We start from the raw sequence: 15,345 nt of genomic DNA, 5'->3' as shown, positions 1-15,345 counted from the left end.
AATCATATTTGCCTGAATTGCACGAATGCGCGGCTCCAAAGCCAGTCAATATCCCAAACGTAGCCTTGGGTTCACACCAGGTTCAACAACGCCTCGCGTAGCAGTCTGGCGGCGGGTGAGTCCGGCACGTTTTTGCGCGAAACCAACTCATACGGTTCGCTGCGCGAGGTGATGGGTAGCGGCAGCGTGGTGGTGAAACCGTAGCCGGAGCAGAACTTCGCCACGTCGGTCGAGACCAGCGCGACGAGTGTCGGGTTTTCCTGAAGCAGCGACAAGGTGGCGAACGCTGATGTCGTCTCCAGCAGGTGCAGCGGAAAACGCAGGTCGGCCTCGTGAAACTCTCGCTCCAACAGCAAACGCATCGGCATGTTGGCGCGATAGACCACCCAGCGGTAATCCACCAGGTCCTTGAGCGACAGCTGCCGGGCATAGGCAAACGGATGCTGGGTGCTGGCGATCACCGCCAGGGTTTCCTCCACGAACGTCGAGCTCTCATACAGATAGGGAGTGGTGCTGATGGTAGTACGACAGATCGCCAGATCCAGGCGCCCCGCGTCAACCTGGCTGAGCAGCGCGGCGCTGGTGTCTTCGACGATCTCGATGGACAACTTCGGGTGATCGGCAATCACCCGGCTGATCGCCGTAGTCAACAGCGGCACGGCACCCATGATAGTGCCGACCGACACGCGCCCGCCCTCGCCGCTTTTGATGCCGATGATCTCTTCGCGCAGGTGCGCGAGATCGGTCTGGATCAACCGGGCGTACCGAATGACAGAGCGTCCGGCATCAGTGGGTTCAAGCCCGCGGTTAGTGCGAGTGAATAGCGAAGTGCCGAAGGTGGTTTCAATTTCTTGCAGCGCTTTGCTGGCACCAGGTTGTGTCAGCGCGACCTGTTTGGCAGCGCCCAGCAAGGAGCCGTGCTCATCAAGGGCTATCAGTAAACGCAGCTGCTTGATGTGCAGGCGGGACATGATCGAGTTCAGTGAGGGCGTCATCAGGGTTAACTAATAGTTATAGAGGTATCGAAAGTTGTCAGTATCGAGGCTCGCCACGACGGACCTATAGTCCACCCCACAACCAGGCAATGCAATGGTTTTGACCAGAGAACGAAAGTCCTCCTGCCGTAGACCGATTGCAACAATAACAATCCTGTATAACTCGCGGTGAATCATGTCCCTGATCAATTACGTCACCAAGATCCAGTTCGGCTACGACAGCCTGCAGCACCTGGCCGCCGAAGCCGAGCGCGCCGGCATCACCAGGCCGCTGATCGTTACCGACCTCGGCGTGCGCAATGCCGGCATCGTCGACAAAGTCATCAAAGCCCTCGGCGCCGAGCGCGCCCAGACGATTTTCGACGCCACCCCACCCAACCCGAACGAGCACGCCGTGCGTGAAGCCGTGGCGCAATACCAACTCGGTGAATGCAACGGCATCATCGCCGTCGGCGGTGGTTCCTCCATCGACCTGGCCAAAGGCGTGGCGGTCTGCGCCACTCACGACGGTCCTTTGCAAAGTTTTGCGGTGATCGAAGGCGGACTGGACCGCATCACCCCGGCCACCGCGCCATTGATCGCGATTCCGACCACCGCCGGCACCGGCAGCGAAGTCGGTCGCGGCGCCATTCTGATCCTTGATGACGGGCGCAAGGTCGGCGTGATCTCGCCGTATGTCGTGCCCCGCGTGGCGATCTGCGATCCGGAATTGACCCTGGGCCTGCCGGCGATGCTCACCGCCGCCACCGGCATGGACGCTATTGCACATTGCATAGAGACCTTCATGGCGCCGGCCTTCAACCCCGCCGCCGACGGCATCGCCCTCGACGGCCTGTGGCGCGCCTGGGAACACATCGAGCGCGCAACGGCCGAGCCCGGTGATCGCGAAGCGCGGATGAACATGATGAGCGCCTCCATGCAGGGCGCCCTCGCCTTTCAAAAAGGCCTGGGCTGTGTGCACAGCCTGTCCCACGCACTGGGCGGGATCAATCCGAAGCTGCACCACGGCACGTTGAACGCGATCTTCCTGCCTGCGGTCGTGCACTTCAACGCCGATGCCCCGACGGTGCGTGACGAGCGAAAACTCGAACGATTGCGCCATGCCATGGGCCTTGAGGCAGGTGCCAGTATCGGCGCGGCCATCGAAGACATGACGCGACGCCTGGGCCTGCCGACCCGGCTGAGCGAGATCGGCGTGGACGAGAGCCTGTTCGCCGGCATCGTCGAAGGCGCGCTGCACGATCACAGCCACAAGACCAACCCCCGCGAAGCGTCCTCTGCGGACTACCTGTCGATGCTCGAACAATCGCTGTAAGCAGCCGCTATCCAACAACAATAAATCAGGAGGCATCCGCGTCGTCGGCCCGGCCGACACCCGCGGAACAATCATGAAACCCACCGTCCTTATCGAACGGCAAGACGCCATTGCCATCGTCACCCTCAGTCACCCGGGGAAAATGAATGCCCTGACCCTGTCCATGTGGCAGGACCTGGGTGACGTCATGACCGAATTGTCCGCCGACCTCAGCGTGCGCTGCGTGGTGCTGCGCGGAGCAGGCGAACAGGCCTTTGCCGCCGGCGCCGATGTCAGCGAGTTTCCAGGCGTGCGTGCCAACCAGGCACAAGCCCGGGTGTATGCCGAAGTCACCTCGGCGGCGATGCGTGCGATCGCCGACTGTCCGCACCCGGTGATCGCGATGATCCACGGCGTGTGCGTCGGCGGCGGCCTGGAAATCGCCGCGCTCTGTGACCTGCGCATCTGCGGCACCTCCAGCCGCTTCGGCGCGCCGGTCGGCAAGCTCGGGCTGGTCATGTCCTATGACGAAATGGCCGGCCTGGTGGCGCTGGCCGGGCGCTCGACCACCCTGGAAATTCTCCTGGAGGGGCGCATTCTCGACGCCAACGACGCCTACGTGAAAAAACTCGTGACCCGTGTCGTGGCCGATGTCGACGTCGAGGCGGAAACCCTCGCCACGGCTAAGCGCATCACCAACGGCGCGCCGCTTGTCGCTCGCTGGCACCGCCAGGCTGCACGACAACTGGAAGCCGGCATCGCACCCACCGACGAGCAGATCGACAGCAGTTATTGCTGCTACGACACCCAGGACTTCCAGATCGGCCTGAACGCTTTCATCGCGAAAGCCAAACCACAATTCGAGGGCAAATAACATGGGACCGCTGACAGGCATGCGTGTTGTAGAACTGGCTCACATCATGTCCGGACCGGTGTGCGGCATGATGCTGGCCGACATGGGCGCGGACGTGGTGAAAGTCGAGAAAGTCCCAGATGGCGATGACTCGCGCCGCTTCTCGCCGATCATGGCCAGCGGTGAATCCGCTTCGTTCATGGTGGTCAACCGCAACAAGCGCGGGATCGGCCTTAACCTGAAAACCGACGGTGGCCGTGACGTGTTGCGGCGCCTGCTGATGGACGCCGACGTGGTCACGGAAAACTACCGCGCCGGCACCATGGAAAAATTCGGCCTGGGCTATGAAACCCTGAAAGTCCTCAATCCAGGGCTGATCTATTGCGCGATCTCCGGCTACGGTCGCAGCGGACCGTTCGGCGAGAAAGGCGGCTTCGACCTGATCGCCCAGGGCATGAGCGGCATGATGAGCATGACCGGTGAGGCCGGACGCGAGCCAGTCAAGGCCGGTTCGCCAGTAGCCGATATCAACTCGGGCATCCTCGCCGCCCTCGGCATCTGCGCCGCCTACGCCGCCAAACAGAAAACCGGCCTGGGGCAGATGGTCGATACCTCGCTGTTCGAAGCGGGCCTGCAACAGATGTACTGGCCGGCCGCGGCGTATTTCGCCGATGGCACCATCCTGCCGAAAATGGGCTCCGCCAACTCCACCAGTGCGCCGTATCAGGTGTTCCGCACCGCCGATGGCTGGATCAATATCGGCGCCGCCAACCAGGCCAACTACGAGCGACTGGTCGAGGCGCTGGCCGTCCCGCAGCTCAAGGCCGATCCGCGTTTTGCCAGTAACGCGTTGCGCATGGAGCACCGCCTGGCGTTGGTGGAAATTCTCAACGAAGTGCTGGTGGCGCGTACCACCGATGAATGGATGGTGTTGTTCGACAGCCTCGGACTGCCTGCCGGACCTGTCCTCGACATCGCCGCCGCCCTGGCCCACCCGCAAACCAAAGCGCGCGGCATGGTCGTCGAGACTGAACACCCCACGGAAGGCCGGGTACGCGGCATGGGCCTGCCGATTCACTTCTCCGACATGGATAACGCCGCACCACCGAGCAGCCGCCCTGCGCCACTGCTCGGCGAACACACCCGCGAAGTGCTGAAGGAAAGCGGTTACGCGGAAAACGAAATCGACGACCTGATCCGCAGCCAGGCCGTGGTGGCACTGGCGTCCTGAACCTTGTAGGAGCGAGCTTGCTCGCGATGGACGTTAACGATAACGCGTGTTTGCTGGATAAACGCGGCGCTCCCAAGTCCATCGCGAGCAAGCTCGCTCCTACAGGGATCCGCTGTTTTTTAGAACAACTACAACAAAAACAATAGGTGAACATCATGAGCCGTATCTTGACCGAGTCCGTTAGCCGCCGATCCTTCCTGGTGTCTGCCGGCGTCACCGTGGGTGGTGCTTTCGCCGCCAATCTGCTGCCTTCCGGCGCCTTCGCCGCGACCAAGCCCATTGTGTTGCGCTACACCAGCAGCCTGCCCGACACCCATCCGCTGAACAAGCAAATGAAAGCCGCCTCAGAAGCCATCAAGGTCGAAACCAATGGCGCAGTGGACTTGCAGGTCTACGCCAACGGCGCCATGGGCGGCGACACCGACATGCTGTCCCAGGTGCGCGCCGGGGCGATCGATTTCATTCCGTTGCCCGGCGCAATTCTGTCGACACTGGTGCCGGCCATGTCGATCGAAAGCATGCCGTTCGCCTTCAAGGACTACGACAGTGTCTGGGCCGCCCTGGACGGCAAGCTGGGCGAGCACGTACGCGCCAAGACCGAGAAAGTCGGCCTGATCCCGATGGAAAAAGTCTGGAACAACGGCTTCCGCCAGATCACCAGTTCGACGCGACCGATCAACACCCCGCAAGACCTCGCCGGCTTCAAACTGCGCGTCCTGGTCAGCCCGCTGTGGACGTCGATGTTCAGTGCCCTGGGCGCCTCGCCGACCGGCATCAGCATCAACGAAACCTACTCGGCGTTGCAGACCAAGGTCGTCGATGGCCAGGAGAACCCGCTGGTGGTGGTCGAGTCCGCGCGTTTCTATGAAGTGCAGAAATACTGCTCGTTGACCGACCACATCTGGGGCGGTTTCTGGATCGTTGCGTCGGGCAAGACCTTTCCAAAACTGCCCGCCGATGTGCAGGAAATCGTCTCGCGGCAGATCAATGCCGCCGCTCTGGTCCAGCGCCAACAGGTGATCGATCTCAACTCCAGCCTGGAGCCATCCCTGACCGCCCACGGCATCACCTTCAACAAAGTCGACCGTGCACTGTTCAGGGCTGACCTGCAATCGAAAGGCTTCTACACCCAGTGGAAGGAAAAGTACGGCCCTGAAGCCTGGAGCTTGCTCGAGCAGTACGCGGGTCAACTGTCCTAAGCCGGAGACACAGTCATGAAAAATCAAATTCCAATGACGGATGTCGCACCCGCTGAAGGACTCAGCCCACAAAACGCCACGTTTCGCCTGGGACGCACGCTGGACACCGGCCTGCGCTGGCTGACTGAAGGCAGTGCGGCGCTGCTGGTGGTGATCGAAGTCACGTTGCTGTTCTGCAACGTGTTCTCGCGCTATGTACTCAACCAGCCGATCGTCTGGGGGGATGAACTGGCGTCGCTGCTGTTCCTGTGGCTGGCGATGCTCGGTTCGGTGGTGGCGATGCGTCGCGGCGAGCACATGCGCCTGACCTCGTTCATCGGGCGCTTGCCGGTAGAAAAACGCGCATTCGTCGACACCTTGGGCGCAGTCATCGTCATCACGTTCATCGGACTGCTGTTCACTCCGGCCTGGGAGTACGTCAGCGACGAGTGGATCATCACCACCGCAGCCCTGGAAATCCCCAACGCCTTTCGCGTGTCAGCCATCGCGGTCGGCCTGAGTCTGATGCTGATGACCTGCGTCGCGCGGCTGTTGACCAGCGCCCGGCTGATCGATTTCTCGGTGTCAGTGGCGATGCTCGCCTCTCTCGCCGCGCTGTTGTGGGTGGCGCAAGGCACGATGCTGGTGATGGGTAACTGGAACCTGGTGATCTTCTTCATGATCGGCGTGATGGCGATGATCGTCATCGGCGTGCCGATCATGGTCGCGTTCGGCCTGGCAACGGTGGCGTACCTGTCGACCATGACCAGCACACCGCTGACCCTGGTGGTCGGGCGGATGGACGAAGGCATGGCAAGCCTGATCCTGCTGGCCATCCCGCTGTTCGTGTTCCTGGGTGCGCTGATCGAAGCCATGGGCATGGCGCGGGCGATGATTCGCTTCCTGTGCTCATTGATCGGTCATGTGCGCGGCGGCCTGTCGTATGTGCTGATCGGTGCCATCTACCTGATCTCCGGCATTTCCGGGTCCAAGGCCGCCGACATGGCCGCCATCGCCCCTGCGTTGTTTCCGGAAATGAAGAAACGCGGCGAAGACGAAAACGAACTGGTGGCAATGCTCAACGCCTCCGGGGCGATGTCGGAAACCATTCCGCCAAGCCTGGTGCTGATCACCATCGGTTCGGTAACCGGTGTGTCGATTTCCGCACTGTTCACTGGCGGCTTCATGCCGGCGGTCGTGGGCGCAATTGCCATGGCGGCGGTGGTCTGGTGGAAAAACCGCAAGAAAGACGCTTCTACCGGTAAACGCGCCACGGGCAAGGAAATCGGCCACTCGCTGCTGGTCGCGTTGCCGGCCCTGGCCCTGCCCTTCGTGATCCGCACCGCCGTGGTTGAAGGCGTCGCTACCGCGACCGAAGTCGCCGCCATTGGAGTGGCGTACACCTTCATCGTCGGTCTGCTGTGCTATCGCTGCTTCGATTGGCGCCGCTTGTATCCGATCCTGGTCAGCACCGCGTCGTTGTCCGGCGCGATTCTGATCATCATCGGCAGCGCCACCGCCATGGCATGGGCGCTGACCCAGTCAGGCTTCTCCCACCAGCTGGCGCAAGTGATGTCGACGGTGCCGGGCGGCCCGCTGGGCTTTCTGATTATCTCCGCGGTGGCGTTCATCCTGCTCGGCAGCTTTTTGGAAGGCATCCCGGCCATCGTCCTGTTTGGACCGCTCTTGTTCCCGATCGCCAAAGCCATGGGCATCAACGACGTGCACTACGCCATGGTCGCGATCTTCGCCATGGGCCTGGGCTTGTTCGCCCCGCCGTTTGGCGTGGGGTTCTACGCCGCGTGCGCCATTGCCAAGGTCGACCCCAGCGGTGCCATGCGTCGGGTCTGGCCGTACCTCGGCGCGCTGGTGGTGGCACTGGCGGTGCTGATCGCCGTGCCGTGGGTTTCCATCGGCTTCCTGCCCAATGCCTGAATTGCCCTTTGACTTGACCAAGAGGTTTTCCATGAATTTCTCCACAATGCATGCAGGCTCCGCCACCGAACGCCGACTGACCGTCGACAAGGAACGCACCATCTCGTTTCTCGGCGAAGACTTGCGCATCTACGCCACGCCGCGCCTGGTCGATGACATCGAGCAGACCTGCCTCGATTACCTGCTGACCTTTCTCGATGAAGGCGAGAATACTGTGGGGGCTGCGGTCGATATTCGTCACGTCGGCGCCACGCTGCTGGGAATGTCGGTGAGCATCGTTGCCACGGTCACGCGCATCGAAGGGCGCAGTGTCACCTTCAACGTCGAAGTGCGCGATGACGTTGAACTGGTGGCTACGGCGGCGCACACCCGCGTAGCGGTGAACGTCGCCAAACTGCGCAGCCGCGTCCAGGCCAAAGCCGAAGCAGCCGCTGCAGGCGACGTCGAAGATAGCGTGCTCGGCCCTTCCCCATTGACTGCGACGCGCTGAACAAGGGACGACGTCATGATCACGCTGCACGAACGCAACGGCTTGCCGAACCTTGCCGCCGAAGACGCGCTGCCGTTAGTCGATGCCCACCATCACTTGTGGGATCTGGGCAACGGTCGTTATCCGTGGCTGCAGGACGACTATCACGAGGATTTTTTTCTGGGCGACTATCACAGCCTGTGCCGTGATTTCCTGCCGGACACCTTTCTCGCTCTGACCGAAAAGCAACGGTTGGTCGGCACCGTGCATGTCGAAGCCGAGCGCGCACGCGATGAGCAAGTCGCCGAAACCCGGTGGCTGGAACAGGTGAACGCCCGTTATGGCTTCCCGAGCGCCATCGTCGCCCACGCCTGGTTCGATCGCGAAGACAGCGCCGAGATACTCGCCGCCCAGGCTGCGCGGCCACTGGTCAAAGGCATACGTTCGAAACCGCTGACCTCGGCGTCACCGGACGTGTCGATTACCGGGGCCAAGGGCACCATGCAGGACCCGAAATGGCTGGAAGGATTTGCGCGACTGGCCGATCACGATCTGTCGTGGGACTTGCGCGTGCCGCCGTGGCACCTGGTCGAGGCGGCCGAGGTGGCGGCGATGTTCCCGCAAATCCGCATTGCGCTCAATCACACCGGCTTCGCCTGGGATCGCAGCCCGCAAGGCATGGCACGCTGGCGCAAAGGCCTGGAAGCACTTGCCTTGCAGCCCAACGTGCACATCAAGTTGTCGGAGTTCGGCCTGAAGGATTCGTCCTGGAACTACGCCGACAACCGGGTGGTGGTACTGACCGCGCTGGAGATTTTCGGCCCTGAACGTTGCATGTTCGCCAGCAACTTTCCAGTGGCCGGGCTGCGCGCTTCCTACGACACGATTGCCAATGGCGTGGCCGACATGCTCGCACCGTTGGGCCGTGCGGTGCAGGAAGCGGTGTTCGCCGGCAACGCTCAACGCTTTTATCGCCTGGAGCAACTGCATGGATGAGGTATCAAGTATCGACTGGCGCACACGCTTTCTGGCCAGTGGCGACGATGCGGACCTGCCCATCGTCGACGCGCATCAACACTATTTCGACGTCGAAGCCCATTACTACCCGTGGCTGAACGATCGCCCGTTGCGGCCGTTCCGCTATGGCGATTATTCGTCCATTTGCCGCAACTTTCTGCCGGCTGACTATCGCCGACTGGCCAGCAAGCATCGCGTGGTGCAGACCGTTGTCATAGAAGGTGAATGGGACCCGGCAACCCCTGCCGATGAAGTGACGTTTGTCGAATCACTGGCGCATAGCGAACCCGGTGTGGCGGCGATGGTTGCACAGGCCCGGCTGGACCGTGAAGACGCTTTCGACCTGTTGCGCCTGTACGCAAATCACCCGCTGGTGCGCGGCATCCGCCACAAACCGACGGTGACCAGCCGTGAGGCCTGGCATGCGGATTTTGCAGAACCAGGCTCCATGCGTGACCCGCGCTGGCGTGAGGGCTACGCACAACTGGCGAAAAACGGCCTGCACTTCGAGTTGCAGGCGCCCTGGTGGCATCTGCCAGAAGCCGCCGAGCTGGCCCGGGACTTTCCCGACGTGACCATCGTGGTCAATCACACCGCGCTGCCGGCGGATCGGTCCGAAGCAGGCTTGGCCGGGTGGCGTACCAACCTTGCGCTGCTGGCACGGGAGCCGAACGTTGCCTTGAAGATTTCCGGCATCTGCATTCCCGGCAAGGCATGGCCGGTCGAAGCGAACCGGAGGGTGGTGAACGACGCGATTTCGATTGTCGATGTCAGCCGTTGCGCGTTCGCCAGCAATTACCCGGTCGATGGCGTGGTGAACAGCCTCAGCGAAGTCCTCGACGGGTTCAAAGCCATTGTTCGCGACCGTCCCCTCACTGAACGGCTGGCCCTGTTTCATGACAACGCCCGACGCATCTACCGGCTCACTTGAACCCGATTGCACCGCTCATCAGGAGTCCAACATGTTTGAAGTTTCAGGCCACAACTATATCGCCGGCACACGTTCGGCAAACGGTACGACCACCCTGCATAGCTACGACGCCAGCACCGGGGAAGCACTGCCGTACCGCTTTCATCAAGCGACAACGGACGAAGTGAACGCGGCCGCGCAAGCCGCCGCCACGGCTTACCCGACCTTCCGCAATCTTTCTGCTGCACGTCGCGCCGGTTTTCTCGACGCCATTGCCACAGAACTGGAGGCGCTCGATGAAGTGTTCATCAGCCTCGTGTGCCAGGAAACCGCCCTGCCCGCCGCGCGCATCCAGGGTGAGCGGGCCCGCACCAGCGGCCAGATGCGCCTGTTCGCCACGATGCTGCGGCGCGGCGATTTCTACGGCGCGCGCATCGACTGTGCGCTGCCGGACCGGCAACCGCTGCCCCGCCCGGACCTGCGCCAATATCGCACCGGTCTCGGACCGGTCGCGGTGTTCGGTGCCAGCAACTTCCCGCTGGCCTTTTCAACCGCGGGCGGCGATACAGCCTCCGCCCTCGCCGCCGGTTGCCCAGTAGTGTTCAAGGCCCACAGCGGGCACATGGCGACCGCCGATTACGTCGCCGATGCGATCACTCGCGCCGCGCGAAAAACCGGCATGCCTGAAGGTGTCTTCAGCCTGCTTTACGGCAGTGTCGGTGAAGCCCTGGTCAAGCACCCGGTGATTCAGGCGGTCGGTTTCACCGGTTCGTTGCGCGGCGGTCGGGCCTTGTGTGACATGGCAGCAGCACGCCCGCAACCGATCCCGGTGTTCGCCGAGATGAGCAGCATCAACCCGGTGTTGCTGTTGCCCGAAGCGTTGAAAGCACGCGGCGACAAAATCGCCACCGAGCTGAGCGCTTCGGTGGTACTGGGTGCGGGTCAGTTCTGCACCAATCCCGGTTTGGTGCTGGGCATTCGTTCGCCGCAATTCAGCGCTTTCCTTGAGCGTTTTGCCGGATTGATGAACGAACAACCCGCACACACCATGCTCAACAGCGGTGCCCTGAAAAGCTACTGCCACGGCCTGGACAACCTGCGCGCCCACCCCGGCATAACGCACCTGGCCGGCGCCGATCAACAGGGTAATCAGGCACAGCCACAAGTGTTCAAGGCCGACGTCAGCCTGTTGATCAACGGAGATCAATTGCTCCAGGAAGAAGTATTCGGCCCGACCACTATCGTCGTCGAAGTCGCCGACCACGCCGAGTTGATGCAGGCCTTGCACGGCCTGCGCGGGCAGTTGACCGCCACCCTGATGATCGAAGACACCGAAGCCGGCAGTGTCAGCGACGTGCTGGCCCTGCTTGAACAGAAAGTCGGGCGCGTATTGTTCAACGGTTACCCCACGGGCGTGGAGGTCTGCGACGCGATGGTCCACGGCGGACCGTACCCGGCGACGTCGGATGCGCGCGGCACGTCGGTCGGCACCCTGGCGATCGATCGCTTCCTGCGCCCCGTGTGCTACCAGAACTGCCCCGACAACCTGCTGCCAGATGCCCTGAAAAACGCCAATCCGCTGGGCATCGCCCGCCTGGTTGACGGCGTCAGCCACCGCGAAGCGCTGTAAGTCAGCGGCTTCAACTAACGCCCACTGATAGCAACAACTTCCATGCCTGTGAACAACAGGCATCGGATTCGCTCGTCCCAAAACCGCTGCACCCACAATAAAAACAGAGGAACTCTCATGCACGTTCAACGTCACCCGAAACAACGCTTTTGCAGACTGCTGCTGGCCGTTACTGCCGCCGTGATGATCAATACCGCAGGCACTCAGCTGGCCGTTGCCGACACCACACCCACCGCGACGACAGCGCCCATGCAATGTGCCACTGAAGCCACACCCCGCTACACCAGGACCCCCACCGGTTACCTCATGGTGTTGCGCACGGGTGACAACGCGTTCAAGGAACTGACCAAACTGGCGATAGCCGAGAAGATCCCCAGCGCCTCGATCAGCGGGATCGGTTTCGGCAACGTGAAGTTCGGTTTCTGGAACAAGGACAAAAAGGACTTCGACGCCAAGACCTTCAGCAACGTCGAGATGGCCAGCATCACCGGCTCGGTGGCGTGGAAGAACGATCAGCCTTCGGTCCACATGCACGGAGTCGCCGGCGACGCCACGTTCCAGGCCTATGGCGGCCACATTCTGGATTTCGAAGTCACCACCGGTTCGATGGAGATCACTGTGATCTTGCACCAGCGGCGTCTGGAACGCGGGATTGACCCGTGCATCGGCGCCAACGTACTGGGTATCTGATTCCAACAGCAGGCTCCCGCCAACAGCGCATCTGTGACGGCGGGAGTCACCCTTCTCAATTCCAACTACAAAAACAAGGGGCGCTTCATATGAGCAACAAGAACACCGTTGTAACCCTGGCTCTGGGTGCCATTGCACTCAGCACCCAGGCACAGGCCGACTTCCTGAGTGACAGCAAAGCCACGCTGGGGATGCGCAATTTCTACTTCAACAATGACAACCGCGACGGCTCGGCCGCCCCCTCGAAAACCGAAGAATGGGCACAGGGCTTCATGCTCGACTACAAGTCGGGCTACACCGATGGCGTGGTGGGTTTTGGCGTCGACGCGCTGGGTTTGATGGGCGTTACCCTGGACAGCGGCAAAGGACGGCATGTCGGCAGCTCGATGATTCCTTCGGACAGCGACAACAGCGCCGTCGATGAGTGGAGCCGGTTGGGGTTGACCGGCAAGGTCAAGGTCTCGAAATCCGAGCTGCGCCTGGGCACGCTGATGCCGAAGCTGCCGATCCTGGTGGCCAACGACGGACGCCTGCTGCCGCAGACATTCGAGGGCGGGCAAATCACTTCGAGCGAGTTCAAGGACCTGACCCTGACGGGTGGCCGGATTGAACACGCCACGGGGCGGGGTTCAAGCGATCAAACCGGCCTGGCCGCCACGGGCGGTACCCGTGAAAGCAACGCGTTCGACTTCGCTGGCGGTGACTGGAAAATCACCAAGGACCTGACCGTCCAGTATTACTACGCCAACCTGGAAGACTATTACACCCAGCAGTTTTTCGGCCTGATCCACACACTGGCGATCTCGGACAATCAATCCCTGAAAGCCGACCTGCGTTACTTCAAGACCGACTCGTCCGGTAGAAACAGCTCAGGCACCTCGGGCTACAGAATCAGTGGCTACACCCAAGACAGCGATGGCGAGATCGACAACCGAACCTGGAGTGCCGCGCTGATTTACGCCTTGGGTGCCCATGCGATTACGGCGGGTTACCAAAGCGTTTCCAATGGCAGTAATTTCACTCAGCTCAATCAGGGCAACTTGCCGGACAAAGGCGCCGGTGGGGCCAGTCTTTACCTGTATACCGATCGCCTGATCCAGACCTTCACCCGCGCGGGCGAGCGCACAGCCTTCGGTCAGTATGCGTATGACTTCGCAGCCTTGGGGCTGCCGGGTTTGAAAGCGTCGGTCATGTATCTCAGCGGGGATAACATCAAGACGACATCCGGTGATAACCAGAAAGAATGGGAGCGAGATATCAGCCTGGACTACGTACTCCAGTCCGGTGCGCTCAAAGGGGTTGGATTCGGTTGGCGCAATGGCAAGTCGAACAGCGAAGCGTCCCGCAACCAGGATCAGAATCGATTGATCGTGAGCTATAGCATTCCGTTGTTTTAGCCACTGGGCATCAGTAACGGTTTTCACGCCGCCAGATTCTCCATAGCTACCGGCGACCGGTAATCGTTGTAGCTGTGGAGCCCGCTCGATCCCACGGACATCTTGTTTATTGGACTTGAGTACTAGTTATACCGGTATGGATTGTTGTCAATACCGCCCCCTTCTTTAGCATGCATATACTTCCGCACACTGCTTCCGAGTCTATGGACAAGGGTTCTCGGGTAGCCGTTGATAATGGGTAAAGCTTCTTGTCATACCAACGGGAGCGAGGCTTCGGCTGACGACTACCAACTGCTGCTGGAACAATCGATGTAAGGCACACCTGAAGGACATCGCGCCGGTCGGCGCGCCCCCATCTGAACAACAATAAAAAGAGTGTTGATATGATCCCTGAATCCGCAACCGAAGTTGCAGGTCTCGAGCATAGTGGTGCCCGGACCTCGTCCCTGAAGAAGTACCAGAGCATCACCGTGGTGTTGTTGTTGCTGATTGGCATCGTCAACTATCTGGATCGCAGCGCGCTCTCGATAGCCAATACCTCGATCCAGAAAGACATGCTGATCAGCCCGTCGCAGATGGGCATCTTGCTGTCAGCGTTTTCCTTGGCCTACGCGTTCGCCCAGTTGCCGCTGGGCATCATCATCGATCGACTGGGCAGTAAAATCTCTCTCGGCGCCGCCTTGCTGACCTGGTCCGTTGCGCAATCGGTATCCGGGCTGGTGAACAGTTTTGCCGGCTTCATTGGCCTGCGGATCCTGCTGGGGGTGGGTGAGGCGCCGATGTTCCCATCGGCGGCCAAGGCCTTGTCGGAATGGTTCGAGGCCGAGAAACGCGGGACGCCGACCGGCATCGTGCTGTCCTCGACATGTATCGGGCCGTGCCTGGCTCCGCCGTTGTTGACGCTGTTCATGATCAATGTCGGCTGGCGCGGGATGTTCGTCATCACCGGGTTTATCGGCATCGTCCTGGCCACGTGCTGGCTGATGTTCTACAAGAGCAAAAAACAGTACCTGACCGAGCTGGCCGCCAGCGGTCAACCGTCGCCGGAGGTTGCCCGGGTCGCCGAAAAAAACGCTGAGCCGGCACCGCGCAAGGCGCTGTTTGCCGACTGGTTGAGCCTGTTCCAGCACCGCAGCACCTGGGGCGCGGTACTGGGTTTCATGGGCGTCATCTATATGCTCTGGCTGCACCTCACCTGGTTGCCGGGTTACTTCGAGCGCGAACATGGCCTGGGCCTGTACAAAACCGCCTGGGTGGTCTCGCTGGCTTACCTGTTCGGGGCCTTTGGCACCATTGCCGCCGGGCGCATTTGCGACCGCATGGTCAAGCGCGGCATGAGCGTGTTGGGCAGCCGCAAGGTGACGGCCATTTCCGGCCTGTTGCTCGCGGCCATGTTCACCCTGCCGCTGTCGTTTGGCAGCAGTCTGACCCTGAGTGTGGTGCTGCTGTGTCTGGCGTTGTTCAGCATCAACCTGGCCAGTTCAACGGCCTGGATGATCGCCAATACCATTGTCTCCACACGACGGGTCGCCTCCTTTGGCTCGATCCAGAATTTTGGCGGTTACATCGCCGGGTCCATCGCGCCGATCGTCACCGGATTCAGCATTCAGCACTCGGGCTCCTTCGCCACGGCCTTCATGGTCAGTGCGGTGGTCGCAGTGGTCGCGGCACTGGCCTACTGGGTGCTGCTCAAAGGGCCGGTCGGCGACTGACCGTTATCTATTGATCGAACACTATTGAACTGGA

General features: G+C 61.2%; 13 protein-coding genes. 12 read left to right on the top strand and 1 reads right to left on the bottom strand.

Annotated features, from left to right (window positions below; translation table 11 throughout):
* Window positions 1–71: 71 nt before the first annotated feature.
* A complete protein-coding gene (locus ACEN8Q_RS06965) occupies window positions 72–995 on the bottom strand; it encodes a LysR family transcriptional regulator (protein WP_413704804.1) in 924 nt (307 codons plus the stop codon).
* A gap of 175 nt (window positions 996–1,170) precedes the next feature.
* On the opposite strand from ACEN8Q_RS06965, the gene ACEN8Q_RS06960 reads away from it, so the two are divergent.
* From ACEN8Q_RS06960 to ACEN8Q_RS06905, 12 genes are all read left to right on the top strand, one after another.
* Window positions 1,171–2,310, top strand: coding sequence for an iron-containing alcohol dehydrogenase (locus ACEN8Q_RS06960; protein ID WP_413704803.1), 1,140 nt, complete (start codon window positions 1,171–1,173; stop codon window positions 2,308–2,310).
* A gap of 73 nt (window positions 2,311–2,383) precedes the next feature.
* Window positions 2,384–3,163, top strand: a complete 780-nt coding sequence (locus ACEN8Q_RS06955) for an enoyl-CoA hydratase-related protein (RefSeq protein WP_413428062.1) — start codon at window positions 2,384–2,386, stop codon at window positions 3,161–3,163.
* A 1-nt stretch (window position 3,164) separates the two neighbouring features.
* A complete protein-coding gene (locus ACEN8Q_RS06950; protein ID WP_413704802.1) occupies window positions 3,165–4,373 on the top strand; it encodes a CaiB/BaiF CoA transferase family protein in 1,209 nt (402 codons plus the stop codon).
* 155 nt (window positions 4,374–4,528) lie between these two features.
* Window positions 4,529–5,572, top strand: a complete 1,044-nt coding sequence (locus ACEN8Q_RS06945; RefSeq protein ID WP_413704801.1) for a TRAP transporter substrate-binding protein — start codon at window positions 4,529–4,531, stop codon at window positions 5,570–5,572.
* A gap of 15 nt (window positions 5,573–5,587) precedes the next feature.
* Entirely contained in the window at window positions 5,588–7,486 is a 1,899-nt protein-coding gene (locus ACEN8Q_RS06940) for a TRAP transporter large permease subunit (protein WP_413704800.1), read from the top strand.
* A gap of 31 nt (window positions 7,487–7,517) precedes the next feature.
* Window positions 7,518–7,976 carry a thioesterase family protein gene (locus ACEN8Q_RS06935; RefSeq protein WP_413704799.1) on the top strand — a complete coding sequence of 153 codons (459 nt, stop codon included), beginning with the start codon at window positions 7,518–7,520 and terminating at the stop codon, window positions 7,974–7,976.
* Window positions 7,977–7,991: 15 nt separating this feature from the next.
* Window positions 7,992–8,951 (top strand): amidohydrolase family protein, encoded by a 960-nt coding sequence (locus ACEN8Q_RS06930; RefSeq protein ID WP_413428057.1) that lies wholly within the window; start codon window positions 7,992–7,994, stop codon window positions 8,949–8,951.
* Window positions 8,944–9,903 carry an amidohydrolase family protein gene (locus ACEN8Q_RS06925; protein ID WP_413428056.1) on the top strand — a complete coding sequence of 320 codons (960 nt, stop codon included), beginning with the start codon at window positions 8,944–8,946 and terminating at the stop codon, window positions 9,901–9,903. Before ACEN8Q_RS06930 ends, ACEN8Q_RS06925 begins: the two co-directional genes overlap by 8 nt.
* Window positions 9,904–9,934: 31 nt before the next feature.
* Window positions 9,935–11,512 (top strand): aldehyde dehydrogenase (NADP(+)), encoded by a 1,578-nt coding sequence (locus tag ACEN8Q_RS06920; RefSeq protein ID WP_413704798.1) that lies wholly within the window; start codon window positions 9,935–9,937, stop codon window positions 11,510–11,512.
* Window positions 11,513–11,629: 117 nt separating this feature from the next.
* Window positions 11,630–12,202, top strand: coding sequence for a PPC domain-containing DNA-binding protein (locus tag ACEN8Q_RS06915; RefSeq protein ID WP_413424336.1), 573 nt, complete (start codon window positions 11,630–11,632; stop codon window positions 12,200–12,202).
* Window positions 12,203–12,291: 89 nt separating this feature from the next.
* Window positions 12,292–13,599, top strand: a complete 1,308-nt coding sequence (locus ACEN8Q_RS06910) for an OprD family porin (protein ID WP_413424334.1) — start codon at window positions 12,292–12,294, stop codon at window positions 13,597–13,599.
* Between the two features lie 446 nt (window positions 13,600–14,045).
* Window positions 14,046–15,311, top strand: a complete 1,266-nt coding sequence (locus ACEN8Q_RS06905) for an MFS transporter (protein ID WP_413705473.1) — start codon at window positions 14,046–14,048, stop codon at window positions 15,309–15,311.
* Window positions 15,312–15,345: the final 34 nt, after the last annotated feature.

Source organism: Pseudomonas sp. Pseusp16 (assembly GCF_047324915.1).
Taxonomy (GTDB): Bacteria; Pseudomonadota; Gammaproteobacteria; order Pseudomonadales; family Pseudomonadaceae; genus Aquipseudomonas; species Aquipseudomonas fluorescens_CD.
Note: the sequence above shows the minus strand (reverse complement) of the source record. Positions and strands in the feature narration are given on the sequence as shown.

What these genes read in the sequence shown, in the direction of transcription:
- ACEN8Q_RS06950 (WP_413704802.1), top strand. Translation starts at nt 3,165, where the DNA reads ATGGGACCGCTGACAGGCATGCGTGTTGTAGAACTGGCTCACATCATG.
- ACEN8Q_RS06925 (WP_413428056.1), top strand. Translation starts at nt 8,944, where the DNA reads ATGGATGAGGTATCAAGTATCGACTGGCGCACACGCTTTCTGGCCAGT.
- ACEN8Q_RS06960 (WP_413704803.1), top strand. Translation starts at nt 1,171, where the DNA reads ATGTCCCTGATCAATTACGTCACCAAGATCCAGTTCGGCTACGACAGC.
- ACEN8Q_RS06940 (WP_413704800.1), top strand. Translation starts at nt 5,588, where the DNA reads ATGAAAAATCAAATTCCAATGACGGATGTCGCACCCGCTGAAGGACTC.
- ACEN8Q_RS06935 (WP_413704799.1), top strand. Translation starts at nt 7,518, where the DNA reads ATGAATTTCTCCACAATGCATGCAGGCTCCGCCACCGAACGCCGACTG.
- ACEN8Q_RS06915 (WP_413424336.1), top strand. Translation starts at nt 11,630, where the DNA reads ATGCACGTTCAACGTCACCCGAAACAACGCTTTTGCAGACTGCTGCTG.
- ACEN8Q_RS06965 (WP_413704804.1), bottom strand. Translation starts at nt 995, where the DNA reads ATGACGCCCTCACTGAACTCGATCATGTCCCGCCTGCACATCAAGCAG.
- ACEN8Q_RS06945 (WP_413704801.1), top strand. Translation starts at nt 4,529, where the DNA reads ATGAGCCGTATCTTGACCGAGTCCGTTAGCCGCCGATCCTTCCTGGTG.
- ACEN8Q_RS06920 (WP_413704798.1), top strand. Translation starts at nt 9,935, where the DNA reads ATGTTTGAAGTTTCAGGCCACAACTATATCGCCGGCACACGTTCGGCA.
- ACEN8Q_RS06910 (WP_413424334.1), top strand. Translation starts at nt 12,292, where the DNA reads ATGAGCAACAAGAACACCGTTGTAACCCTGGCTCTGGGTGCCATTGCA.
- ACEN8Q_RS06930 (WP_413428057.1), top strand. Translation starts at nt 7,992, where the DNA reads ATGATCACGCTGCACGAACGCAACGGCTTGCCGAACCTTGCCGCCGAA.
- ACEN8Q_RS06955 (WP_413428062.1), top strand. Translation starts at nt 2,384, where the DNA reads ATGAAACCCACCGTCCTTATCGAACGGCAAGACGCCATTGCCATCGTC.